Origin of the sequence: Caballeronia sp. LjRoot31 (assembly GCF_964253885.1) — a bacterium.
In the GTDB taxonomy this organism is placed as follows: Bacteria; Pseudomonadota; Gammaproteobacteria; order Burkholderiales; family Burkholderiaceae; genus Caballeronia.
This window is the reverse complement of record NZ_CAXURX020000003.1, coordinates 676,410-701,337: the sequence shown is the minus strand read 5'-3', so window position 1 is coordinate 701,337 and position 24,928 is coordinate 676,410. Positions and strand designations below refer to the sequence as shown.

21 protein-coding genes are annotated in these 24,928 nt (G+C 60.8%); 9 read left to right on the top strand and 12 right to left on the bottom strand.

Annotation, left to right across the window (positions count from 1 at the left end; genetic code table 11):
• Positions 1–24: 24 nt before the first annotated feature.
• Positions 25–708, bottom strand: coding sequence for a TetR/AcrR family transcriptional regulator (locus tag ACSQ8V_RS31920; RefSeq protein ID WP_436208464.1), 684 nt, complete (start codon positions 706–708; stop codon positions 25–27).
• A gap of 113 nt (positions 709–821) precedes the next feature.
• Entirely contained in the window at positions 822–1,757 is a 936-nt protein-coding gene (locus tag ACSQ8V_RS31915; protein WP_436185696.1) for a LysR family transcriptional regulator, read from the bottom strand.
• Between the two features lie 312 nt (positions 1,758–2,069).
• On the opposite strand from ACSQ8V_RS31915, the gene ACSQ8V_RS31910 reads away from it, so the two are divergent.
• Positions 2,070–3,344 (top strand): MFS transporter, encoded by a 1,275-nt coding sequence (locus ACSQ8V_RS31910; protein ID WP_436208463.1) that lies wholly within the window; start codon positions 2,070–2,072, stop codon positions 3,342–3,344.
• Between the two features lie 114 nt (positions 3,345–3,458).
• Here ACSQ8V_RS31910 and ACSQ8V_RS31905 read toward each other — a convergent pair whose 3' ends face one another.
• From ACSQ8V_RS31905 to ACSQ8V_RS31895, 3 genes are all read right to left on the bottom strand, one after another.
• Positions 3,459–4,574, bottom strand: coding sequence for a porin (locus ACSQ8V_RS31905; protein ID WP_213768383.1), 1,116 nt, complete (start codon positions 4,572–4,574; stop codon positions 3,459–3,461).
• Between the two features lie 724 nt (positions 4,575–5,298).
• On the bottom strand, positions 5,299–7,944 hold the full coding sequence (locus tag ACSQ8V_RS31900; RefSeq protein ID WP_436208462.1) for an autotransporter outer membrane beta-barrel domain-containing protein: 2,646 nt from the start codon (positions 7,942–7,944) through the stop codon (positions 5,299–5,301).
• Positions 7,945–7,952: 8 nt separating this feature from the next.
• Positions 7,953–8,222 (bottom strand): hypothetical protein, encoded by a 270-nt coding sequence (locus ACSQ8V_RS31895; RefSeq protein ID WP_436208461.1) that lies wholly within the window; start codon positions 8,220–8,222, stop codon positions 7,953–7,955.
• Between the two features lie 508 nt (positions 8,223–8,730).
• On the opposite strand from ACSQ8V_RS31895, the gene ACSQ8V_RS31890 reads away from it, so the two are divergent.
• The 5 genes from ACSQ8V_RS31890 to ACSQ8V_RS31870 all read left to right on the top strand — a co-directional run bounded on the left by ACSQ8V_RS31890 (position 8,731) and on the right by ACSQ8V_RS31870 (position 13,183).
• Positions 8,731–9,870, top strand: coding sequence for an ABC transporter substrate-binding protein (locus ACSQ8V_RS31890; protein WP_213768382.1), 1,140 nt, complete (start codon positions 8,731–8,733; stop codon positions 9,868–9,870).
• Positions 9,871–10,356: 486 nt separating this feature from the next.
• Positions 10,357–10,905, top strand: coding sequence for a glycine zipper family protein (locus ACSQ8V_RS31885; RefSeq protein WP_436209222.1), 549 nt, complete (start codon positions 10,357–10,359; stop codon positions 10,903–10,905).
• A 393-nt stretch (positions 10,906–11,298) separates the two neighbouring features.
• Positions 11,299–11,628 (top strand): HdeA/HdeB family chaperone, encoded by a 330-nt coding sequence (locus tag ACSQ8V_RS31880; protein ID WP_436208460.1) that lies wholly within the window; start codon positions 11,299–11,301, stop codon positions 11,626–11,628.
• A gap of 67 nt (positions 11,629–11,695) precedes the next feature.
• Complete coding sequence (locus tag ACSQ8V_RS31875) at positions 11,696–11,896, top strand: hypothetical protein (RefSeq protein WP_436208459.1); 201 nt, start codon at positions 11,696–11,698, stop codon at positions 11,894–11,896.
• A gap of 597 nt (positions 11,897–12,493) precedes the next feature.
• Positions 12,494–13,183, top strand: coding sequence for a nucleoside 2-deoxyribosyltransferase (locus tag ACSQ8V_RS31870; RefSeq protein ID WP_436208458.1), 690 nt, complete (start codon positions 12,494–12,496; stop codon positions 13,181–13,183).
• A 57-nt stretch (positions 13,184–13,240) separates the two neighbouring features.
• On the opposite strand, the gene ACSQ8V_RS31865 is transcribed toward ACSQ8V_RS31870, so the two are convergent.
• A complete protein-coding gene (locus ACSQ8V_RS31865; RefSeq protein WP_436208457.1) occupies positions 13,241–13,996 on the bottom strand; it encodes a DeoR/GlpR family DNA-binding transcription regulator in 756 nt (251 codons plus the stop codon).
• A gap of 83 nt (positions 13,997–14,079) precedes the next feature.
• On the opposite strand from ACSQ8V_RS31865, the gene ACSQ8V_RS31860 reads away from it, so the two are divergent.
• From ACSQ8V_RS31860 to ACSQ8V_RS31850, 3 genes are all read left to right on the top strand, one after another.
• Positions 14,080–14,679 (top strand): NUDIX domain-containing protein, encoded by a 600-nt coding sequence (locus ACSQ8V_RS31860; protein ID WP_436208456.1) that lies wholly within the window; start codon positions 14,080–14,082, stop codon positions 14,677–14,679.
• A complete protein-coding gene (locus ACSQ8V_RS31855) occupies positions 14,676–15,044 on the top strand; it encodes a DUF4406 domain-containing protein (RefSeq protein ID WP_436208455.1) in 369 nt (122 codons plus the stop codon). Before ACSQ8V_RS31860 ends, ACSQ8V_RS31855 begins: the two co-directional genes overlap by 4 nt.
• Before the next feature lie 117 nt (positions 15,045–15,161).
• Positions 15,162–15,791 (top strand): LysE family translocator, encoded by a 630-nt coding sequence (locus tag ACSQ8V_RS31850; RefSeq protein WP_436208454.1) that lies wholly within the window; start codon positions 15,162–15,164, stop codon positions 15,789–15,791.
• Positions 15,792–15,812: 21 nt separating this feature from the next.
• Here ACSQ8V_RS31850 and ACSQ8V_RS31845 read toward each other — a convergent pair whose 3' ends face one another.
• From ACSQ8V_RS31845 to ACSQ8V_RS31820, 6 genes are all read right to left on the bottom strand, one after another.
• On the bottom strand, positions 15,813–16,709 hold the full coding sequence (locus ACSQ8V_RS31845; RefSeq protein WP_436208453.1) for a DMT family transporter: 897 nt from the start codon (positions 16,707–16,709) through the stop codon (positions 15,813–15,815).
• A gap of 332 nt (positions 16,710–17,041) precedes the next feature.
• Positions 17,042–18,271 (bottom strand): CaiB/BaiF CoA transferase family protein, encoded by a 1,230-nt coding sequence (locus ACSQ8V_RS31840; RefSeq protein WP_436185686.1) that lies wholly within the window; start codon positions 18,269–18,271, stop codon positions 17,042–17,044.
• Between the two features lies 1 nt (position 18,272).
• The gene (locus tag ACSQ8V_RS31835; RefSeq protein WP_436208452.1) at positions 18,273–19,055 is read right to left on the bottom strand and encodes an enoyl-CoA hydratase/isomerase family protein; all 783 of its coding nucleotides are present in this window, start codon (positions 19,053–19,055) and stop codon (positions 18,273–18,275) included.
• A gap of 48 nt (positions 19,056–19,103) precedes the next feature.
• Positions 19,104–20,405, bottom strand: a complete 1,302-nt coding sequence (locus tag ACSQ8V_RS31830) for an MFS transporter (RefSeq protein WP_436209221.1) — start codon at positions 20,403–20,405, stop codon at positions 19,104–19,106.
• Between the two features lie 196 nt (positions 20,406–20,601).
• On the bottom strand, positions 20,602–23,634 hold the full coding sequence (locus ACSQ8V_RS31825; RefSeq protein WP_436208451.1) for an FAD-binding and (Fe-S)-binding domain-containing protein: 3,033 nt from the start codon (positions 23,632–23,634) through the stop codon (positions 20,602–20,604).
• A gap of 54 nt (positions 23,635–23,688) precedes the next feature.
• Complete coding sequence (locus ACSQ8V_RS31820; protein ID WP_436208450.1) at positions 23,689–24,909, bottom strand: pyridoxal-phosphate-dependent aminotransferase family protein; 1,221 nt, start codon at positions 24,907–24,909, stop codon at positions 23,689–23,691.
• Positions 24,910–24,928: the final 19 nt, after the last annotated feature.

Here is a 24,928-nt window from a genome sequence, read left to right as displayed (position 1 = left end):
CTTATTCCGTTTTTGATGAAAAAATCAGGGAGTAGCCAAAATCAGGCAACGGCAAAACTGTGTCTTGAGCCAAGGCGCGAGACGGCGGCTCGCCAGCGACAACGGGCCCGGGTCGTTCAGGACGATGTTGACCAGCATCCCCAGGATCAGTTGAAGCGCGGCTTGTACCTCGAACTCGATCGAACTTGCATCCGCTTTTTTTGCATCGCGTTCTTTCACGATCGCAGCGACAAGCGGCGGCACGATCAACGCCAGCACGTCGCGGTTTGCTTCCTTGACGACGTCCCACGTCGCTCTCGGTCGCGACACGCGTAACAGCGACGCATGGAATAGTCCGCGGTTGCGGCGAAACGACTGCACGTACATCTCGACGATCGCGTCCGCGACCGCCCGTGCGTCGCCCGAGCGCCATTCGGGCCCGCTGGCGACCATGTCGCGAACACGGTTGCGACCTTCGGTCATTGCGCGGTCGAGCACCACGTCGAAAAACATGTCCTTGCTGTCAAAGCGCCGATAGAACGCGCCAATAGAGGTACCCGAGCGTTCAACGATATCCGTGATGGACAGATCGTCCAGGTTGCCACTCGCCTCAATCAGTTCGCGGCCAGCCTGTAGCATCTTCTCCAGCCCGATCTGGCTGCGCGCCTGCCGCGGCACCGCGAGGGCGGATTCAACTGCTGCGCGACTGCGTGCCTGGGGTCGGGTCATGGGGCCTGGTGAACGACGTTGCATAAAACGGAATCTGGATTCCGGATCCTCGGTGAACGCCGGCGCTTTGTCAACCCGCCCAAGGGAAAGCCCTATGCCTGCGCGCGGCGCGGTTACATCAATCCGCGCGCGGCCGTATTGGCGTCGTCCATGACTTTTTCGGTCAACGCAAACGCCGCGCTGGCTGCCGGCGAATGGGTCCGCTCAGCCAGGGATACAAGGGCGAAGTCAAGGCTCAGTTTCGGCGGATGGGTGAGCGAAATGCGCGCGAGGCGCTGGGCCTCCAGGTCGCGCCGGACGGCCGAGGCCGTCGCGAACAGCACAGCATCGGTTCGGGCCACGACCTCCTTGAGCACGGCGACGTCATTGCACTCGACCTGCAACGGAATTTCCTCGTGCGCGCGATACTTGAGCAGGCGATGCAGCGCGTCTTTCATAAACCCAGGCAGCGACACGGAAACAAGCGGGAACTCACGCAGCGCGGAGAGCGGCACCGGGCCGCGCACGAGCAGTGGATGATCCGGCCGGGCAAACCAGCCGCCTTCATGACGCGGCAACCGGTGCAATGCCAGGTCCGGCGCGACGGGCGGAACGCGCCGGTCCGTCACCACGAAATCGACCCGTTCCGCGCGAAGTTTCTGCATGAGTTCGTCGCCTTCGCTCAACTCGATCAGCACCTTGATCTTGGGAAAGCGCCGTGAGAACTCGACGAGCAAGTCTGGCAACAGCACGACAGCCGCGTAGGGCCCCAAGCCGATTTTCACCTCGCCGAGTTCGTGCGCCTTGAGCAACTCGACATCACGGAACATGCACCGTGTTTCGAACAGGACACGCCGGGCGCGCTCGACCAGGAGGCGGCCGGCAGCCGTCAGCGCGACTCCGCGCGCGGCACGATCGAAGAGCTTCATGCCGAGTTCGTCCTCAAGCGCCTGGATGCTGCGGCTCAGCGCGGGCTGGCTCAAATGAACCCGGCTGGCAGCGCGGGCAAAACTTCCTTCCTCAGCCAGCGCAACCACGTGAGAGAGCCGGCGAGAATTGATTTCATGCATTGTTTGCAACTTCCCGATAAAGATATTGCACTTGAACTATTGCGTTATACCACCTCAAATGGGCGCAAACGTGCGGCCAGGACCGCTTCGATAAGCTCAATACAGAGCCGCACACAGGAGACGTTATTGAAAACCACCTCATTGCGCACCGCTCCAAAACCCGCCTTGTCCGCCACCGTGTCCACGTGCTGTCATCGTTATCGGTAACGCGTCGGGGAACGACGAGTTCGTTACCCCCTGTCAGGGCATTCTCAGGAGCATTCAATGTTTGAAGCAAAAGATTCCGGATTCGTGTTAGACCGCTCTGCACCCATGGCAACAACCAACCGTCGGCGCTGGGTGATCGTAGCGTCGCTCTTTCTTTTCATGGCGATCAATTTCGCCGACAAGGCAGTGCTGGGCCTCGTCGCGCTACCACTCATGCGCGACATGCAACTGACGCATGCGCAGTTTGGAATTGTCGGAAGCGCGTTTTTCCTGCTTTTCGCGTTGTCGGGAATCAGCGTCGGGCTGGTTGCCGACCGCCTCAACATGAAATGGCTGATGGCGAGCCTTGCCCTGGTGTGGGCGGTCGCGCAATTGCCGCTTGCGTGGCCAACCAGCTTCGCCGTGCTGCTGGCCTGCCGCATCCTGCTTGGCGCGGGAGAAGGGCCGGCATCGCCGCTCGCGCTTCACGTTGTGTACACCTGGTTCGAGGATCATGAACGCGCGCTGCCGACCACCATCGTCCAGCAAGGCGCCACGACCGGCATCATCCTGGCGGGGCCGGTGCTCACCTTTATCGCTCAACGCTGGTATTGGCACGCGGCTTTTCTATCGCTGGGTGTGGTCGGCGTCATGTGGACGATCCTTTGGCTGGGCGTGGGAAAAAGCGGCGACGCGCACCGCCGCCAGCCGCTCGGGAATGCGCTGCGCGCCGGCTGGTCGCCGGTCCGCTCGAATGTGAGTTATAGGCGCCTTCTCACCGACCGGACCGTGATCGGCGTGCTGCTGCAGGGGCTTGTCGGCTATTCGGTGATAGCGATCGGCGTGACCTGGGTACCCAGCTATTTTCGGGTGGCGCTCGGGTTCAGCGCGACCGAGGCCGGCTGGCTCTTCGCGCTGCAAGTGGCGGCGCAAATTCCCATCGGGCTCGCGCTGGCCATGTTGTCGCATCGGATGCTCGCACGCGGGGTGTCGTCGCGGCTGGCGCGTGGCGCGCTGGTCAGCAGCGCATGCGTCGTGAGTGGAATGGCGTACTGCATGCTGTATGTCGATGCCCCACCGTTCGCAAAAGTGGCGCTGATGGCACTGGCGAGCGCGCTGGCCCTCCAGGCGTTCACGTTCGGCCCGCTGCTGGTAGCCGAAGTCACGCCGGACTCACGGCGCGGCGCGATGCTGGCGATCACGAACTCAATTGCAACGTTGGCGGGGTTGATTGCCCCTGCGGCAATGGGCAAGGTGCTCGGCGTGGCGGCGAACAATCATGGATATGAGTTGGGCTTTGCCGCCACCGGCGTGCTGTTGGTCGTGGTGGGCGCAGCAGGATTCATGCTGCTCAATCCGCAACGCTCGCATAAGCGTCTGCAACAATCTGCGATCGGTTGAAAACGCTTTTAATTCCGGGAACGTTGTTTCTGGAATGCCGGAGCAAAAACTGCGGCGCCCGGCATTTTGCCGGGCGCCGCAGTTTTGATCCGGGCAGCACTAACAGCAGTAACGTTAGAACTGGTGACGCAGACCTGCCATCGCGCCCACTTGCGTACCCTTCTGAGCCAGCCCGACGCCGTTGACACCTTGCAATTGCGCGCCGATCAGGTCTCCCCGGTATTGCGAGTAATCTGCTTCCACGTACACGTCAGTACGCTTGGACAAGTTGTAGTCAGCCACCAGCTGATACTGCCACGCTGACCCGTCCTTCGATTGGGTCTTGCCGTCCTGCAGCGTACGCCAGACGTTCGCCGCAAAGTGCCACGCGTTACCCACCTGCTGCGTCACGCCTCCCATGATCATCCGACGCTTTGAAAAGTCCGTGTACTTGAGCGCCGTCAGGGCAGCAGCCGTGAACGGCCCGTTAGCGAAATTGGAGAAGCCGGCATCGTTCTGGTCGACGATGTACCCCAGCGCAAATCGCGTCTTGTCCCATGTGTACGATCCCCCGAAGGTCCATGACTTCGAATCGCTGCCGTTGACGGAGTCTTTCGATTCCTTGTAGGCGCCACCCAGCGAGACCGGGCCGCCCGCCGGCGCGTAGGCGGCGGCCACGCCCATCTCGCTGCCGTACGACATGTGACCCGCAACACCACCGAACGCATAGGCCGTCGAGACCATGAGGTCGTGAGCATGAAACTGGTACTGGACCTGATTGCTCGTCCAGATCCCGCCGGTCATTGTCACCTCGGGCTGGAAGCTGAAGTCATACGGAACCCACGGATTGCTGCCGTATCCGCCAATCGTGATCCCTTCGATCATCACGTTGTACTGACGACCTACGATGACCTGACCATACGTACTCGAACGTATTCCGACCTGTGCCTCGTTGAAATACGGCAACGTGGGATCGCTTTGACCGTTGTTGATGTCGAATCGATTTTCAAGCTTGAAGAAGGTCGACCAACCGTCCCCCAGATCCTCGACACCCTTCAGGCCCCAGCGGCTCTGCGTCAGACCGCCATTGCCAAGTGCCACGCTTGAATCACCCGCTTTGTTGGCGTTCGTCATGTAGCGGACGCTTTCATCGACAACGCCATACAACGTGACGCTCGATTGCGCATGGGCTTGCTGACAAGCCAACGCGACCGGCAGCAAGGCATAACGCCACTTGCTCAACTTCCTCATATTGTCTCCGCTTTTTTGAGTATCGCTTTCTACTTGATTGGTGGCTTTGTGCCGGAATCGACAGCCTCACCATCTCCACGCAAAGGCTTGTCGATTCGTCCTGCTGACTTACAAGACGGTGCTTGCGTCTTCAATTTGACGGTAAGCTTGTAATAATTCCAGTGCATTGTTGTTATCGTCTGGATGCACTCACTGCATGGAGTGCGAGGTGCGCCGGAAGGCTGGCAGAGGCTTTAAGCCGGGACAGGCCGCTGCCAGCCGCCAAAGGGCCCTTTTGCAAAATCCGCCGGGGTGGTGATCACGAGCGCGTTGTCACGAGGCGCGAGCCTGCAATAAGCGATCTGAAGATGGCAACCGTTGTACAGCCGCCGCAGTCCTGTCTTCCAGGCGCAGTTCAGTGAAGTCGAACTGATCTTCGCGAATGCGACGCATCCGTCAGCCGGTGCGTGGACCGGGAGCATCGCCGCCCGGTCGCGATATTGCCAATGCGGATGCCTGAGGTTGCTGAGAGAGTTCAGGAGACTGTCGCTGATAGGAATGGCACCACTAGAAGCGAGCCTTGGCGACGTCGCTCGACACGATAAGCGAGCCGTGCGCGCCAGCGGTCCGGTCGAGAGACTTCAAGCCGGGTGTGTAAAAGCTCGACTCGAAGTCCCGACCATCCGGCCATCCGGCACGCACCCCTTGATGATGCGGTCGCAGTGTGCGGCCATCCGGAAGGCCATCACCAGCTGTATCGGAGTCCGATATCACCCTGAACGCCCTGACGCCGGCCACCGTCGCTTCCGCCGACGGCGAACTGATAACCAGCCTGAGCATAGAGGCTCAGGCGAAGGTTGATTTTCGCCGTGATGCCAGCCGCGAGTTCCAGCCGCGTGGCTTCTTCCAGCAGCGATACCCGATCAGCGCCGAACAGCGTCGTTGCGGCCCCGCCCCAGTCGTGCCAGAGATTGACGCGCCCATAGGGCTGCCAGACCTCGCCGTTGTCGCGATCGATGGTCCACTGGCCGCGCAGGCCGAGCCGGCCCGTAGTGCCCGTGGTCAAGCCGAGATCGACCGGGCCCAGCCCATCATTCTCGTCGCTGAAGCTGACACGTTGCCAGATGACCTGGATCTGCGGCTCCAGCACGAAACGCGGTCCCAACGGCAGCGGCACGGGATAGCCCGCCTCCAGCGATGTCAGGAAACCATTACCGGTGGTGGGCAGCCTGGCGGACTGCGTCGTGGCCTCGCCCTGGTAGGACGTACCTTGCAGCACCGCGTCGAGATACCAGCCGCCGGGCCCGTAATGCGTCCAGTAGGCCCCGCCGGAATACGCGTCGAGATTCAGCTTGCCGGTGCGGCCTGGCACATAGGCGGTTGCCGTCGCGTTGGTGACGAGTCCATCCACGTCGAGATTGCTGTTGCCGTACGCAAAGTAGACGCCGGCAACGTCGCGATGGCCGGGAATGAAACTGCCGCGCCAGACGTCGATTCCGGCCTGCACGCCGATCAACTGACCGCTCGCCCGGGGATCGGCGAAGGCCTCGTAGCGGTTGTCGATCTGCTGGCCGAAGAAACGGCCCCAGGCGGAATGACCCCAGCCCTCGCTGCCGGCGCCGGCATTGTCTGCCGTCAATGTGTCGCCGATACGCTCGTGCAGCGTGCCGAGCATGGTAAGCCCCATCTGCCGGGCGACCGGTTGTACCACGCCATACGTGGCCAACTCCGGTCCGATGATCGGATAGGTGGCGCCGGGGGATAGCTGATTGGGGGGCGGGTTGACCGGAAAGGCTTCTTCCGGCGACAAAGGTGTTTGCGGCACTCCCGGTTGCGTGGGTGGCGAAGGCGTTCCCGGCGTTCCGGGCTGTCCCGGTGGTGACGGTGTTCCGGGCGTTCCTGGTTGTGTCGGCGGCGAGGGCGTCCCGGGTTGTCCCGGCGTCTCCGGCTCCGGTGCGACAAAGCTTGAGCGGAGGAACCAGTCATTAGCACTGCTGCCGCCGACGCCGCCATGGAACAGGAAGTAGTCGAAGGCGCCGGCGCGCAGCCTGTCGGTCAACGCAAAAGCACCCGACGCGGTCGTGCCGCCGTTGAGTGTCTGCACGACCTGGATGCCGTTGGCTTGCGTCTCGGCACCGGGGCCGGTGGCGTTGCGGACCGTGAGATCCGTCGTCCCGGTCGCGGCGCCCCCGTTCACGACCAGCTTGTCTGACGGAGAGCCGTCGGCACCCAGATAGCTATTGATCGTGATAGCGCCTGCCGAGCCCGTATAGCTTCCCACAGTCACGGTCCTGTAACTTGTGGCCTGGGTGGGGTCGCCAGCCGGCGCCGCGAACAGGATGCTGCTCGCATTGTTGGTGAGGCTGGTCGCGTTGGAATTGCCTGTGACCGTCCACTCGGTACCATCGTGCAGCGTGACGGCGGAGGTCGTGCCGGAACCGGTGGTAATCGCGCCGCTCAGCGTCGAGGCGCCCGCGTCGAAGGTCGTTGCCGACGCAGACCCAGTGGTACTGAGCAGGACGCCGTTGTTGTCGGTGACAGTCGATCCGGTCACCGTAATGTTCGCGTTGGCACCGTTCACGTGCAGCGAGTCGGCCGTGGAGCTGAGCGTCGTACCGTTGAGTTCAAGCGTATTGGTGGCACCGGCCGCGCCATTGACTAGCAGTCCGAACGTTCCGCTACCCGACGCCGTCACCGGACCGCCAGTGATTGCGAGCGTGCCACCGCCTTGTACGGTAGCGGCCGATGACTGGTTGGCCGTCACGTTGATCGGTACGTTCACCGCCGTGATCGTTGCGCCCTGCGCCATCAAGCCGGTTTCGCCACTCGTCCCGTTCAATGTGACGGAACCGCCGGTCAACGCGATATCGCTATTGCTGGTGGACTTCACCGCGACATTTCCGCCCGAGCCGGACACGCTGATCGCGACACCATTGCCCGTGAACGTGCTGCCGTTTTCCGACAGCACGCCGACGACACCGCCGCCAGGAGACACCAGGCTGAGTGCGCCGCCCGTCAGCGCGATATCTCCACCGTTGTTGCTGTGGGCGACGAAATCTCCGCCGCCGCCCGCCCCCGTCACGGTGACGTTGGTGCCTGTAATCTGGCTGCCCGCGCCGTCGGCTAGCAGGCCCGTGCCACCCCCGCCACCTGGCGAAAAGGCGATAGTGGCGCTATTCAGGAATGTAATGTGGCCGCCGGCGGTTGCTCTCGCTGCGACGTTCCCGCCCCCCGAAGGAAGGCCGATGTTGAGACCATCCGCTGTGATCTGGCTGGACACTCCGGTCGCAAACAGGCCGACGAGGCCACCGCCGTTGGGAGCCGAAATAATCGACGGCCCAGCGACGTCATCCTGACCGAGGCTGACGGACGCTCCTCCCGAAGCCGTCACCGCGACGCCTACGGCACGGATAGCGTGACGCCAGCCGCCGTAGTCGTCCCATTACCCGTTGCGGTGATCCGGTTGACGGGAGGGACGACCGTACAGGTCCCGCCGGTATTCGTAACGCCGCCTTGCCCGTCCGGAGCGCACGCGGCCTGCGCGGTGGAAACGCCGCCTGCCACCACGAACGAAGCGAACATCGTACGCAATGCGCATACGACGTCGCGCTGAAAGCAATGATAATTGCCTTTTGCAGGCGTCTGGACAAACAAGTTGCCTGGCAGCATCGATCTGCCCCCGACAAAGTCAGCCTGACTTTAGTTTTGTCGATGAAAGGCATTTATGCAATATTAAATATGACGTTAACGCGCCTCTTCAACATGACCGGCTTTGCGCGGGCGGCACGCATCGATCTCCGATCACACGAGCGACCGCCCGATACAACTACGACCACCCCGCAACGGCGGCTTTCACGCAAATTCCTGCCGCCCACCCATCCTTGAATGAGCCTTCACCGGGACGGTTCCGACTCCAACCGCTTTAAGGCAACGACAGGGTGCCTCCCCGCGCTGATTCGGTTAACCGGTAACGGTCTGGGTCGCTCCCTGTCTTCGTCCGTATGTCTGCTCGGGTCGGGTACCGCCGATCGGACACAGACGGTAGCCGGCCAGTTGAGGCCGTTCGTCCGCACGCGGGGGACGGGTATTCCAACGCCGGTTCCGCACGAGCGGGCCGGTCATTCGTTAAACTCGTAATGCAGTTATATTCAATGCATCCATCGACACCTGGGCAATCATGAAACGTACACAATTCACGGTCCTCCTGGTCGCGGCAATGCTTGCCGCTGCTCCTGCTCTTGCCGAAAACCCCGTGCGCATTGGTGTAACGACGATGCTTAGCGGCTCGGACGCGGCGCGCGGCCAGACCGAGCAGTATGGTATCGAATTGGCGCTTGAGCGGATCAACGAAGCCGGCGGCGTACTCGGACGTCCCGTCGAGGCGTTCTATGGCGACAATGCATCCGATCCCGCGACCGGCATCAAGGCCGTGCATCGGTTGATCGAACAGGAGCATGTGTCGGTGATGATCGGTGCGCTGTTGACCGCCGTTACGCATGCCATCATGCCGGTGGCGCAGGAAGAGAAGGTTCCGCTCGTGATCGAGATCTCGTCGCTGCAGGACTTCGTGGAAGCGTCGGGCGTCGGTGGTAATCCTTATGTGTTCAAGACCATTCCGTCCGAACTCGATATTGCTCGCGGCATGATGGGCTGGTTGAAAAGACAGGGCGCGAAGCGTGTTGCGATCATCAGCGACGATAGCTATTTCAATAACGCGAATTCGCAGAGCTTTTCCCGGGCGGCAAGCGAGCTGGGAATACAGGTTGTGACCAGCATCACCGTGGCGCGCGGCACCACGAATTTCGAACCCGTGCTGCAACAGCTCAAGGAGATCAACCCCGATCACGTGGTGCCGATTCTCAACGCTTCCACCGCGCCGTTCTTCCAGGCTTACGAAAAGTCCGGCTGGAAGGTGCCGTTGACCGGGCGCATCGACTTTTCGGCCGTCGCCAAGGCGGTATCCCCCGGTTTCATCGCCTCGGGTGGGCTCGACAATGCCGCCAGTGTTTCAATGTTTTCCCCGGCCATCGAAACGCCGGGAGTGCAGGATTTTGTCCACGCCTATGAATCCAAATATGGGCTGGTACCGAATCAGTTGCCGTTCTACGCTTACGAAGCGACTTATCTGATCGTCGATGCAATACGCCGTGCCGGGTCGGACAAGCCGGCCGATATCGAGGAGGCGCTGAAGACCACCCGGATGCCGTCTTTGCTGGGCGGTACCTACGTAATGGACGATCACAACCATTCCCATATGCCGCTGCAAATCATTGGTCTGCACAACGGCCGGCCGACGGTAATCGGGGCGGGCGGCTAGGCGGCTCGGGATCCATTCTCGGCACGGCGCACCTGCCACCGACGCCATACGGCCAGCATTCCCGTTCGACGTGCAAATTGACGAACGGGGTGCCCGACGGGTTTTGGCTTCTGCGACCGCGGCGGTCTCCGAGATGCTTTCCAGGTTCGATTTCGAGCATGGAAATGAAGCGCGTCGCGACCGGTCATGAGATCCACTGCACATTGGGCCCCGGTCTGCCAATACTGCTCGCAATGAATCTCGCCGCGCTTGAGAACCAGCAAGGCCGGCCTATCCGGTGTCTCGAGTAGCCAGGCACTGTCTAGCTCCGCCCCATCGAATTGGCGTCCACCACAGCGGTCGCTCTGCCGTCGCCGAGCGACCGACGGCAATGGCAGAAGACCCGTCATTGGGCCTGGCAAGAGGATCCTCGCTCGCCGTGAGGTAATTCAACGCTAATTCTTCGACGTCACAGTGTCATCCATGTACTCACTACTGGATATCGACATCATGAAACGTCTACGACTCGCGAGCGCGGCAACACCTCTATGCTTGATCGCCCTCACCTTGGCCGGGTGCGCCGTCATTCCTCCCACCGGCCCGACCGTGGTCGCGTTGCCGCCGAAAGGAGAGCCGCTGAGCAAATTCCAGCAGGAAGATTACGCGTGCAGGGATTATGCGTTCCGCTCTGACAATGCCTCGCAACCATCGGCGGCGGCCAACGACGGTCTACGCAGCGGGGCGATCGGCACCGTAGGCGGCGCGGCGGCAGGCGCGCTATTCGGCGCGGCAGCGGGCGATGCCGGTATCGGCGCGGCGATCGGCGCTGGCGCTGGCTTGCTGCTCGGCAGTGCCGTGGGCGCCAACGGGGCTCAAGCCACCTCGGCCAGTCTGCAAGCCCGCTACGACGCCGCTTATTCGCAATGCATGGCGTCCAAGGGAAATCAAATCACACAGGCGGTCGGCTTTGCGACCGCGCCAATGTACGCACCGCCGCCTGTCCTTGCGCCTGCGCCGGTCGTCTATGGCTATCCGCAGCCTTTCGGCTACTGGTAGTACTGACGACCCATGCCCCGAGGCCTTGCTATTCCATCCGCAGTTTGCCGCCTGGTCTTCGCGCGGTCTAAGTAGTCGAACCGCCTTGTACCGCGGTGCGTCGGTGACCCGACAGTCGGAATACAGGCACGAAGTCCACCGTATGCGTTCGATGGCCGCGACGTAATTTTCCCTAATTGACTGCCTATACGATGTATCCAGTCAATGCGCACTGGCACTTGCAGCGAACAACCTTTGACAAGTTCCATTGCGTAGTACACCTGCCCGATTTGAGATTGTGCCAATTACCAGCCCCGAGCACTCATCCTCGAAGCGGGGAGTATTGAGTTATCAACAAACGCGACTCTACCGCCGCGAAGGCGGAAAGAGCCGCACCACCATCTGGAGAATGCTATGAAACACATTGTAGTGACGAGCGCCGTGTTGGCCGGTCTGTGTGTGTCCCCGCTGGCTCTTGCGCAAGCTGCAAAGCCAGTCCCGCCCGCACAGATGAGTTGCTCGGATTTCCTCGCCGTGGACGACGCCTACAAGCCGGCGCTCGTCTATTGGGTCTCAGGCGTCGACAAGCTGGGCGTAAGCGAGACCGTGACGACAGTCGTTGATGTCGCAACGCCGGTAGCCACGATCGTTGGCGAGTGCAAAGAGGCGCCGGAGGCACCGTTCGCGAGTAAGGTCCACGAGCTGTACAAGAGCGGTCGAATCGCGTTATTCAGGCACAACTGAGCGTCCTTGCACCAATTTCCGGTGCTTATAGTCTATTGAGCCATTTCCGTTAAAGTGAGAAACCATAATGATCAGCTATCCTCATCGAACAGAATTGATTAACGCATCAAAGATCGGCATCGAGCATATTGACATGACGATCGAAAAATTGAAGGCGGAGTGTCCCGATGCCTTCCATACCGACAGCACGCTGGGAAAGCGTAGATTCCATCACAAGCCCACAACGGACACGCCCTGTCGTGGCTTCGTCGCTGATCGGGATTCGTGAGTGTGCCGTGATTGCCAACGGCTAGCCATCCGCACGCGCGGGAGCTTCATATCCCGGCTGTTGATGGCCACGCAAAACAGACCCGCTTAGGCTAAAAGCGGGTCTGTTTCCGGGGGAAATCAACAGGAAGTTCGCCCCGAGGCCGCCTTGGGCGGATAGTGCGCGGCATTGAGAGGCTTTATCGGCGCACTACGGGAGTAAGACGGCAAATTCCAGCCAGCGAAAGCGGCGCTGGTGGTCACGGGTGTATCACACCCTCATGCGTAGCCACAGCGCGATAAAAACAATAACAGGTCTCTATCACCGCCATCAGCCACAAATGTATCAGCAACGTGATGTGTCCTTGTTCGCACCTGGACGGTTTGACAGGGAGCTGGATCATGGAAGGCGGCTACCTGAATCTCGACGCTCGACCTCGCTATCCCGCTAAAGGGCGTCAACCGACAGCAGATTGCGTCGAGGTCGCAGACTTTCCGGGCACTGTCGTATCCTATGTTTTGAGCGCGCGCAACGGGGTTCTTGACTTGACCCGCGTTCGCTATTCTACTTACGCCCGTGTCGGGGAATGTCTGCCGAAAGCGGTATATGAGGAGAGCAATGCGCGGGCCAACCAAGAAGCAACTGACTTTAATCGAACTGGTCGACCAGGGCTTAAGCGTCGAGGAAATTGCGATGCGCACCGGAAAACTGGTGGCGTCGGTTCATAAGCAATTGAACCGGGTTCGACGCAAAGTGCGCGAAGGGCATTTTGCACCCGCCCCTCTACCCATCGAACGCGCCGCGGCCACCCCGCGCGTCTATCTCGCGGGCTTCGACGTTTTCCGCAGCGACGCGCTCAGTCACGGCCAGCATCTGAAAGCGCTCTGCCAGGCCCGCGGGATGATCGGTCTCTATCCGCTCGACGGACAGGTTCCCGACGAGCTTGAGCCCCGCGCAAAAGCGCAGTGGATCTGCCGCGCAAACATGGACGCCATTCGTTCCGCCGACATCATCCTCGCCAACCTCAACGACTTTCGCGGAGCGGGCGAGCCGGACAGCGGAACCGCGTTCGAAGTCGGTTTTGCCGCTGCGCTCGGCAAGCCGATATGGGCGTATATCGACGACGACCGATCGCTGCTCGAGCGCGTATCGGTAAAGACGGACGAATCCGCCGCGTATTGCGCAAATGGTTTCCTGGTCGAAGACTTCGGCTTGAACATGAATCTGATGCTGGCGTGCACTGCCCGTATTGTCGTGGGCGGCCCGCAAGCGTGCCTGGACGCCATGCTTGCAAGCGGGCAGTTCTAGTCGGAACGAGTGAAAACGCTAAATGCGACAAGACCCTTGTTCTCTGCTTGTTCCCGATCAAGCCCGCACTATCGTCATACCTGCGTCCTCTAGTGGCTGGGTCAGTGCAAGCTCTGTTTCCCGCTCGACGATGATCGTCTGAGCTAGCGTGATCCCACCGATCACATACTGCGACGCAGCGTTGATCTTGTCGGATGAAGCCAGCACAACCGTTTCCGCCGCGCGAGCGGCAAGCGCGCGCTTTACAAACGCTTCCTCGAAATTGCCGGTGCTCAAGCCCGCGGTCGGATGCACGCCGGTCACGCCCATGAAATAGATATCGGCCTGGATATGCGACATCGCTTCAACGGCGGCGGCGCCGACCGTCACGATTGAATGCTTGAACAGCCGGCCGCCGATGACAATCACCTCGATCAACGGATGATCGACCAGCCCGACGGCAACACTCGGGCTATGCGTCACCACCGTGGCCGATAAATCCTGCGGGATCTGACGGATGAGTTCGGCGGAAGTCGTGCCGCCATCGATGATCACCACCTGCCCGGTTTCGATCATGGCCGCCGCCGCTGTGGCGATCGCGCGCTTGGCCGTCGACTCCAGGCCCCGGCGCTCGGCGAACGGCGCCACGGCCGTAGAAGCGGGCAGCGCGCCGCCGTGAACGCGTTGCAGCAATCCCTCGGCGGCCAACTCACGCAGGTCGCGCCGCACCGTGTCCTCCGATACCCCGAACGTCTCGCTGAGTTGTTTGGCAAGCACTTGTCCATCACGCGCCAGGGTTTTAAGGATCGCTTTCTTGCGTTGAGAGGTCAGCATGGCGTTTGCACGAAATATCTTGATATTGCACGAATCTGCACGATACCATGACTACTCCTTTTGCGCGATGTGGAGCTGACAAGATGGTGGCTACAAAAGACAGGGTTCGCATTATCGACACAACGGTTCTGTCCAACGACTGGTACGTGCTGAAGAAGACGACGTTCGACTTCCAGCGCCGCGACGGGGCGTGGCAGCGTCAAAGCCGCGAGACCTACGACCGGGGCAACGGGGCGACGATCCTGCTGTTCAACCGCGACCAGCGAACCGTCGTGCTGACCCGGCAGTTCAGGTTTCCCGCGTTCGTCAATGGCCACGACGGCATGATGATCGAGGCGGCCGCCGGACTGCTCGACAACGCAACGCCTGAGGAACGGATCCGCGCCGAAGCGGAAGAGGAAACCGGGTATCGCGTGGACAATGTGCAGAAGGTTTGTGAAGCGTACATGAGCCCCGGTTCGGTCACGGAGAAGCTGCATTTCTTCATCGCCGAATATGATGCTTCGACGCGCGTGGGACACGGCGGCGGCGTGGAGGCGGAGGGCGAGGATCTTGAAGTGATCGAATTGACGCTCGACGATGCGCTGGATGCGGTGCGTCGCGGCGAGATCGTCGATGCGAAAACCATCATGCTGCTGCAATTCGCCGCTTTAAACCCTGTGCATGAAAGGAGCGCGCGGTGAGACCTCGACTGATACTCATCGCGGGACCGTACCGCAGCGGCACCAATGGGAATGCCGCGTTGATTGCCAGCAATCTTCATCGGCTTGAAGAGGCTGCGTTGCAGGTCTACCGGCTCGGACATATGCCCATGATCGGCGAGTGGGCAGCGCTTCCGCTAGCGGCTGCGGCAGGCTCCAAAGCGATGGGCGATCCGATCAGCGAAACGTTCTTGTACCCGGTCGCGAATCGCCTGATAAGGCAATGCCACGCGGTGTATCGAATCGACGGCGCGTCCCAGGGCGCCGATGCCGATGTCCGCCTGGCTGAAGAACTCGGCTTGCCGGTTTATAGAAGCGCGGGGGAGATTCCGGAGGCGACTGTCTGACATCAAGACTGGACGCTTGGCGTTTTCCCCTAAGCGCGCCTCAAAACAGACACAACTACGCCAGAAAACGCTCATCGATCAGCGGCAATATCAAACCTTCGAAATGGAGGTTGGATCATGGTCTCGCTGCAATTGCTGCTCGTCTTTATCGGGGCCCTCGCGGTCGTGTATGCGCTTCCTGGTCCGGATATGGCGCTCATCCTGCAGAGGAGTTCATCGCATGGTTTGAGGTACGGACTGTCGACCGCTGCCGGCTTGGCGATTGCTCGCAGCATGCATGTCACGTTGTCGGCGCTCGGCGTCGCGGCGCTGCTGCGCAGCGCGCCGTGGCTATACGACGGTGTACGTATTGCAGGCGCGTTGTATCTCGCGTACGTGGCGATCCAGATTTTCCGCTCGCCGGCGTTCGGTCTCGACAACAACAACATGCCATCGAAGACGCGTCCGACCTTGCGCGCCGCGTTGTCGAAGGGCGTGCTGGGCAATCTGCTCAATCCCAAAGCGCTGCTGTTCTGTTCGGTCTTGCTGCCGCAATTCGTCCATCCGAAAGCGGGCGCGGTCTGGTCGCAGGTTCTTGAGTTGGGCGTGGTGCTGGTTGCTGTCGGCGCGATTTTCGACACAACGCTCGCGTTTTCCGCCGTACGGTTATCACGTTGGCTGCGCAGCCATCCACGCGCTCAGGTCGTGCAACGTTGGACGTTCTCGATTGCCTTGCTGGCGTTTGCGTTGAGGTTGTCGATTGATTAAGACGGCCTTCGGCTCGCTTGATTAAACCAGCGGACCATCGGCTTGCTTGCTCCTGATCGCAACCAGTATCGAGCTTCCGACAATCAGCAAGATACCGATCAGCGACACCATGCCGACTGTCTCTCCCCAGACCGCATACCCAAAGATCGCTGCCCAGACAATGCTGGTGTAGTTATACGGTGCGAGCGCGCTTGCATCGACTTGTCGAAACGCCATGGTCAACAGTAATTGCCCCGTGCCGGCCAGTATGCCGAGCAAACCCATTACGGCCACGAAATCCAGCGTCGGCGTTTGCCACGCGAAAAAGAGCGAAAGCCCGCTGACGACTGCACCAATGAAGGTGAAGTAAAGCACGGTGACACTCGAATCGTTCGATGCGCGGATGCGTTTGATTTGCAAAATCGATAACGCCCCGAAAATCGCGCTGGCTACAAGGAGCACGGGGCCGAGCCAACTTGTCTGATCGCTGCTTGGATGCACGACTAAAAGCACGCCGATAAAACCGATCGCAGCCGCGCCGGCGTCACGACGTCTTAGCGTTTCCTTGAGAAGCAAGGGCGCCAGCACGATCACGAAGATCGTTTCCGAATAGACGATAGCAACCGCTTCGCTCAAAGGCACGTAAGGCAAGCCCGCGAAGAACAGTCCGAGTGCGCAAAGCAAGGTAATCGCGCGGAGTGTCTGCGCTCGAAAATCCAGTGTCCTTAGCCGCTCGCTCAAGGGTTTGCCTTGCAGGCACATTGCAAACGCGGGCAACAAGCCGAAGATCATCCGAAAGAACGTGATCTCGTTAGCGGGATATTTCAGGCTGACCGACTTTGCCAGGGCATCGACCACTGCAAAGCAAAACATGGCGGCGAGGATTTGCGTGATGCTGCGCAGCGGCACCGCTCTGCTTTGGGCAATGGTTGCAGGCATAGTGATTCATGATCCGAAGGAAACGCGGCGTCCCCGCGCAAGCGTCGTGCGATAACGCTGAGTCGAGCGAACCCGATACGAGAACCGAGTTGTCTAAACATCGCGTAGCTTATCACCTGATGACTGGGCGTCAGGCGATGCTTTTGCTCACGATATTGATCAAATGCGACGCGGTGTTTTCGGACGATGACGGATTAAATCATCTTGCTGGCGGGTTAAGGCATTCCTCTAGAACGGGAATGTGCTTAGCGTTATGAGTGAAGTCCGGTCTAAGCGGATTTAGCTGCGAGACGTCCGGCAAGCCGGACGTCTCAGTCTTTGAAAACATGGACTCAGACTGTTACATCGCTGACGAGAATGGCGCCTTCCTCTTTTAGCGCATGAATACGTTCGTCGGAGAAGCCATATTCCTGCAGCACTTCCACTGTATGTTGCCCCAGCAGCGGTGCGGCCAAGGGCGACTCGGTACGCCCGTCAGAGAAATGGATCGGCAGGCCCAGACCGCGCATGCGCCCTGCTACCGGATGCGTCGTCTCGACAATCATTCCGCGCGCCAGCGCTTGCTCATGCGCCACTACTTCGGGGACGCCGAGCACCGGCCCTGACGGCAGGCCGATTGCATCGAAAGCCGCCAGCCATTCGTTCGTCGTCCGCTCGACGAGCCGCGCTGTCAGGATGTCGACCAGTACTCCCCGATGTTTCAAACGCCCTGCATTGGTCCTGAAACGCTCATCTTCGTCAAGCCCCGGAATATCCAGCGCGCCAACCAGCCGCTCATAATTACTCTGATTCGCCGCGCCGATATTCACCCAGCCGTCGCGGGTCCGGAACGCCTGATACGGTGCGCTGGTTGGATTCGCCGAGCCCGCCTTGGGCAACACCGTGCCGTCGGCGAAGTAGTTGGCGAAGGCCCAGTACATCTGCTGCAAACCGGCTTCGAAGAGCGAGGTGTCGACCATCTGGCCCAGCCCGGTCTTTTGCTTGCCGGCATAGGCCGCGCAGATTCCGAGCGCGGCGAGAATGCCCGCGTTGATATCGGTGACCGGCGAGCCCGCTTTGATCGGTGCCTGACCGGGTTCGCCGGTCATGCTCATGAGACCGCTCATGCCCTGCGCGATCAGGTCGAAACCGCCCTTGTCGGCCATGGGTCCGCTGCGGCCGAAACCCGAGATCGCGCAATAGATCAGGCCGGGATTTTCCGCCTTGAGTGCGTCATAACCCATGCCTAGTTTTTCCATCGTGCCGCGACGGTAGTTCTCCGTGACCACGTCGGCGGTGGCGAGCATTTTTCGGAGTACTTCACGGCCGCCGTCGGTCTTCAGGTTGATCGCGACGCCGCGTTTATTGCGGTTCACGATCATGAACGACGCCGACTCCCCGCCTTCCAGGATGGGAGCAAAACGGCGGCAGTCGTCGCCGCCGGGAACCTTTTCGACCTTGATGACATCGGCGCCCATGTCAGCGAGCATCATTCCGCAGATGGGTCCCGACATGATGTGAGCCAGTTCGATGACGCGCATCCCGCTAAGCGGGCCTTTGCTGCCTGTTTCTGTGTCGAGCATTTCAACGCCCCTTGAATTCCGGTTTGACTTTGTCGAGGAAAGCTTGATAGCCCGTGCGAAAGTCCTCCGTGCCAAAGCACGCGAAACCTTCGTCACGTTCCTCGGATGTGAGCGGCGCCGGGTTCATCGCACGCTTCACGAACTGCTTATGCCAGCGCGCGACCAAAGGCGCGCCCTCGGCAATCCGGACCGCCGTCGCAAGCGTTTCGGCGGTGACCTGATCGTCCGCTACGACCCGCGTAACCAACCCCTTGGCTAATGCCTCCTGCGCGCCGAAGATGCGCCCTTCCAGCAGGATTTCGAGCGCGACGGCAGGACCCGCGAGTTGTACGAGGGCATCGAGTTCCGCATGCGCCATCACCAGGCCGAGGTTCTTGATCGGCACGCCAAATCGGCTGGATTCCCCGCAGATACGCAGATCGCACATGGCCGCAATCTCGAGGCCACCACCCACGCAGATGCCGTGAATCATCGCGACAATTGGATGCCTGCATGCACCCAGCGCTCTCAACGTGCGATGCATGATCGCCCCATAAGCACGGGCTTGTTCCACATTGGAGCGATCGGTGCGGAACTCGGCTATGTCGTTGCCCGGTGAGAAGGCTTTCTCGCCGGCGCCGCGAAGGATGATGCAGCGGATGGTGTCGTCGGAGGAGAGCGCATCAATGGTTTCGCCCAGCGACTGCCAGAGCGGCTTGGTCATTGCGTTGAGCTTCGCGGGCCGGTCGATGACAACCGTCGCGATGAACGCCTCGCGTTCGATCAAGATGGATGGTTCAGCCACATCGTCTCCTGGAACAAAAAAATAACTGCTTACGGCGCGAGCACGCTTCTAAACAAATTTCCTCGCCGGCTCAGCGCCTTCCTTTCCTTCTGCGGCCGCAGCATCAACGTCCAGCGCCCGATCCGGCCGCATGGTGAACGAGAGCACAATGCCGAGACCCATCAGGATCATGGAAACCGTGAAAGGCAGGTTCCAGTTTCCGGTCCTGTCGATCAGGAAACCGCCGACCACCGGACTGATAATCGCGGCCAGCGCAGAACCCGAATTCATGATGCCGCTCGCGGTGCCGGCGTGCTTCGGCGCGATGTCCATCGGCACGGCCCACATGGGTCCGATCGTCATCTCGTTGAAGAAGAACCCGCCGCTCAGGCAAACCGCGGCCAACGTGATCGACATGTTGGAAACCAGCATGATGGGCGCAAGCGAAAGCAGCGTCAGGAGCATGCAGACGCCCACCATCACATTGCGAGCCATGCGCAGGTTGCCGCTGCGCCGCAGGATGCGGTCCGTGAGCGAGCCGCCGAGCCAGTCGCCAAGCACGCCGGCAAAGAAAACGCCCGATGCGAACAGCGCCGACTTCCCCAACTCCATGTGATAGTTGTGGAGAAAGTACTGCGGAATCCAGCCGAGGAAAAGCCACAACACCCAGCCGTAGCAAAAGTACACGGCGGTAACCGGCGCCATCCGTCCCAGCAGCGCACGCCATGGCACCGGTACTCGCTGCTTGACTCCGGAGAACGAGGACAGCGTGGCGCACTCATCGGCGGTAATGCGCTTGTGCTCACGGGGGTTGTCGCGGAAATAGAAGATCCAGACAATCGCCCACAGAAAACTGATGATCCCCGTCACAATAAAAGCACCGCGCCAGCTCGTCGCAATCATCAGCCAGACGATCAATGGCGGCGCCACTGCATTGCCAATACGCGACGCGGCATGCGTGGTCCCTTGCGCGAAGCCGCGTTTATCGGCAGGCATCCAGTTCGACATGGCGCGGGTCGCGGTAGGAAACGTGGCGCCCTCGCCCAGTCCGAGCAACAAGCGCGCAATGATCAGCGATACAAACCCGCCGGCCAGCCCGGTCATGATCGTGGCGCCCGCCCAGATCACGGCGCAAACAGCAAGCGTCCGACGCGGCCCGAAGCGGTCCCCCACCCATCCGCCAATAATCTGGAACACGAGATACGGATAAGCAAATGCAGAAAAAACAAAGCCGATCTCGACATGCGACAAGTGCAGTTCCGCGCCGAACTGCGAGGCGGCGGTACTGACGTTGACACGGTCGACATAGGTGATGAAATACATTGCGCACAGCAGCAACAGAACGCGCGTCGTAGCTCGACGGAACATCATCGTCTCCTTGAGTAGTGCGTGCTTCATCTCGGCGCTCATGGGCGCCCGAAGCGAACTGCATCCGGAACTTCGATAAGGCTTTACTGAATGGACGTTAAAGCGATCTGCCGAATCCTGGGTTTGCGCGGTCGTGCCATACTGGTCTCCAGTGTCGCGGAACGTGACGCCGTCCGCTGTTTATGTGAACCCGTGCGGGTCAATATTCCCTGAGCGCAGCGGCCAATACCTGCGCGACATGCAGCGCCTTTGCATCCGTGCCGTCCGCTATCTGATGACGGCAACTGGTGCCGTCGGCGACTATCACCGCGTCCTGTGCCTTTCGTGCCTTCCGCACGGCCGGCAGCAGCGACAACTCCGCCATCGCCTTCGATGCTTCGTAGTGCTCGGCTTCGTAACCAAAACTCCCGGCCATGCCGCAACACGACGATTCGACTACCGAGACCTCTAGCTGAGGAATCCAGCCGAGGACAGCCTGCACGGGACGAAACACATCAAAGGCCTTCTGATGGCAGTGACCGTGAACCAGTGCCTTCGGCTGAGCGAGGGGTTTGAGCGAAAGCCGCAGGCGTCCGGCCGCTTTCTCGCGGACCAGGAACTCCTCGAACAAGAACGATGACTGCGAGAGCTTGCGCGCTTCATCGCCATAACCGTAGTCGAGGAATTCATCGCGGAAAGAAAGCAGGCACGATGGTTCAAGGCCAACAACTGGCACTCCGCGTTCTATATAAGGCCGCAATGTGTCCAGCGTGCGGCGCGCTTCAGCCTTCGCTTCGTCGACCCGTCCCGCCGACAGGAACGTGCGCCCGCAACACAGCGGCCGCTCTCCCGCCTTCACATTCAGATGAACCGTGTAGCCCGCCGCCTCGAGTACACGCTTCGCGGCGCGGGCGTTGTCGGGTTCCATATAGTTGTTGAAGGTATCGACGAAAAGCAGCACTTCCTTGTCGCCCTGCGCGGGTGGCAAGGGTTGCACCGCCGTCGATAAAAATGACTTCGTGAAATGCGGAAACGAGCGTTGCGGCGCAAGCCCAAGGCGCGTCTTCAACCAGCCTGCAAAACGCGGCAAGCGCTCGACCGAGCCGAACAAAGACGGCATGCGACTCGCATACGGCGCGTAACGCGGCAGAAAGCCCACTAGCCGGTCACGCATGCGCAAGCCATTCGCCGCAGTCCACGCGGCGCGCGCTTCAATCTTGATCTTCGCCATGTCAACGCCCGTCGGGCAATCACGCTTGCAGCCCTTGCACGATACGCACAGGTCCAGCACATCCTTCACGTCCTGGCTTGCAAGGCCGCCCTCACCGAGTTGCCCGCTGATTGCGAGCCGCAGCGTGTTCGCGCGGCCCCGCGTGACATGCTGTTCGTCCTTGGTGATGCGATAGCTCGGACACATGGTGCCTGCATCGAACTTGCGGCAATGGCCGTTGTTGTTGCACATCTCGACGGCCTTCGCGAGCCCGCTGGTGCGATCGTCGCCCGTTCCCGGCCCGGTCTCGGCACCGGTCAACGGATCGCGTGTCACGTTCCATTGCGACCAGTCGAGTTGCGTCGCGATCTCACGTTCGCGGTACGTCGGCGGGAAACGAAAGTTCGTTGCGTCGTCCATCTTCGGCGGATTCACGATGCGATCCGGGCTCATGCGATTCTCAGGATCGAAGAGCGTCTTGATCTCGCGGAATGCCTCGTTCAGACGCGGTCCATATTGCCAAGCTACCCATTCGCCGCGGCACAAACCGTCGCCGTGTTCACCCGAATAAGCGCCTTTGTATTCGCGCACCAAAGCCGATGCTTCCTCTGCAATTGCCCGCATCTTCTGCGCGCCGGTGCGGCGCATATCCAGAATCGGCCGCACGTGCAGCGTCCCGACGCTCGCGTGTGCGTACCAGGTGCCTTCGGTGTCGTGCTTGTGGAAAACCTCGGTGAGGCGCGTGGTGTACTGCGCGAGATGTTCGAGCGGCACCGCGCAATCTTCGATGAACGAGACCGGCTTGCCGTCACCCTTCATGCTCATCATGATGTTCAGGCCGGCCTTGCGTACTTCCCAGAGGGCCTTTTGTTGCGTGGCGTCGGGCATCTCGACCACCGAGCCCGGCAAGCCCAGATCGCCCATCAGTTCCACGAGTTGCGCAAGCTTCGCGAGTTGGACGGCCTTGTCCGCACCGGCGAATTCGACCAGTAACACGGCTTGCGGCTGACCGACCAGTGCACGTTCGATCACCGGACGGAACGCCGGATTGGACATCGACAGGTCGATCATCGTGCGGTCGACCAGTTCCACCGCGACCGGCCCCAGCTTGACGATGTGCTGCGTCATGTCCATTGCGTCGTAGAACGTGGGAAAGTTCACGACACCAAGCATCTTGTGCTCGGGCAACGGCCACAGCTTCAACGTGAGTTGCCGGCTGAACGCAAGCGTGCCTTCGGAGCCCACCAGTAACTGCGCGAGATTCGGCTCGCCGTCGGCGCTGAAGGGCAAGGGGCTCTGGCAATCGAAGAGATCGATGTTGTAGCCCGCCACGCGCCGCAATACCTTCGGCACCTGCTCGCGGATTTCATCGCGTTCGCGTTGCGCTATGCGCTGCACACCCTCGACCAGCGAACGCGTGCGGGAGTCGGATGACATTGCACGCAATGCCGCGAACGTAGCTTGATGACCATCGGCCAGCACGGCGTCAATAGACGCCACGTTGTGCACCATGATCCCGTATTCCATCGACCGCGAGCCGCACGAGTTGTTGCCCGCCATGCCGCCGATCGTGCATTGCGCGCTGGTCGATACATCGACGGGAAACCACAAGCCGTGCGGTTTCAGCCACGCGTTCAGATGGTCGAGCACCACGCCCGGCTCCACCGTTACCGTGCGCGCCTCACGGTCGAAGTGGACGATATTGTTGAGCCACTTGCTTGTATCGATAACCAGCGCTTCGCCAATCGTTTGCCCGCACTGGCTCGTTCCGGCACCGCGTGCGAGCACGGGAACCCGTGCGTCGCGTGCAATCTCCAAAGCGAGCAGCAAGTCGGCCTGGTCTTTCGGCACGACTGCGCCCAGCGGCATGATCTGATAGATCGATGCATCCGTCGCGTAGCGTCCGCGCGCCGCCCGGTCGAACAGCACATCGCCCTTCAACTCCTGGCGCAGGCGCATGGCCAGCGGCGACAGCGTGGCGCTCGCCGAGGCCGGCATCAAGTGGATCGGCTGGACGAGTGCTTCGGAGGATTTAGTCAGCATCGGCGTCTACGCGCGGTTGATTTAGTAAGGATTACTCATGCTTACCTGAAGATGTCACGCCGCCGCCTTCAATGCCGGTGCTGCGGTGTGGCTCGTCAGGTGGTCCATTGCCGCCAGGACGCCGCTGCCCGCAAGCTTCACGCCGGACAACTTGAGGCCCATTTCACAGCCTGCGAGCGTGGCCATCAGCGTGAGGTCGTTGCAATCACCCAGATGCCCGATGCGGAACATGCGGCCCTTCAGCTTGCCGAGGCCCGTGCCGAGCGACATATCGAAGTGCTCGTAGATCGTCTTGCGGATCGCGTCCGCGTCGACTCCTTCGGGCGTCATCACGCCTGTCAGCACCGGCGAATAAACAGCCGGGTCGGCGCACTGAACCTCGAGTCCCCATGCGTTGACTGCGGCGCGGCAAGCGGCAGCCAGTCTTTGATGCCGGGCAAAGACCTGGTCGAGTCCTTCGTCACCGAGCATCTCGAGCGCTTCGGACAAGCCGTACAACAAATTGGTGTTCGGCGTGTACGGCCAGTACCCGCTCTTGTTCATCTCGATGATCTCGTCCCACGCCCAGAACGCGCGCGGCAACCTGGCGTCCTTGCTTGCCTTGATCGCCTTCTGCGAAACCGCGTTGAAGCTGATCCCGGGCGGCAGCATCAAGCCTTTTTGCGACCCCGACACGGTGACGTCCACACCCCATTCGTCATGCCGATAATCCGCGGACGCGAGGCCCGAGATTGTATCGACGAGAAACAGCGCCGGATGCCCCGCCGCATCGATCGCGCGCCGCACTGCTGCAATGTCCGATGTAACGCCCGTCGAGGTTTCGTTATGCACGACGCACACCGCCTTGATCGTGTGCTGCGAGTCTTCGCGCAAACGCGCTTCGATCATGTCCGCCTGCACGCCGCGCCGCCATCCCTCGATGCCGGGCAGCCCCAGGAACTCCGGTTTCAGTCCGAGGTTTTCGGCCATCTTTTTCCAGAGCGTCGCGAAGTGGCCAGTCTCGAACATCAGCACGGTGTCGCCGGGGCTGAGCGTGTTGCAAAGCGCCGCTTCCCATGCGCCCGTGCCCGAGGACGGATAGATCACGACCGGTTGCGCGGTCTTGAAGATGGCCTTGATGCCGTCCAGGACCTTCAGGCCCAACGCACCGAATTCCGGCCCGCGATGATCGATCGTCGGATAACTCATTGCCCGTAGAATGCGGTCCGGGACCGGGCTGGGGCCGGGAATCTGCAGAAAATGGCGACCGGCGGGATGGAAATCCAGCTTTAACATGATGCGTCCTTTGAATTTT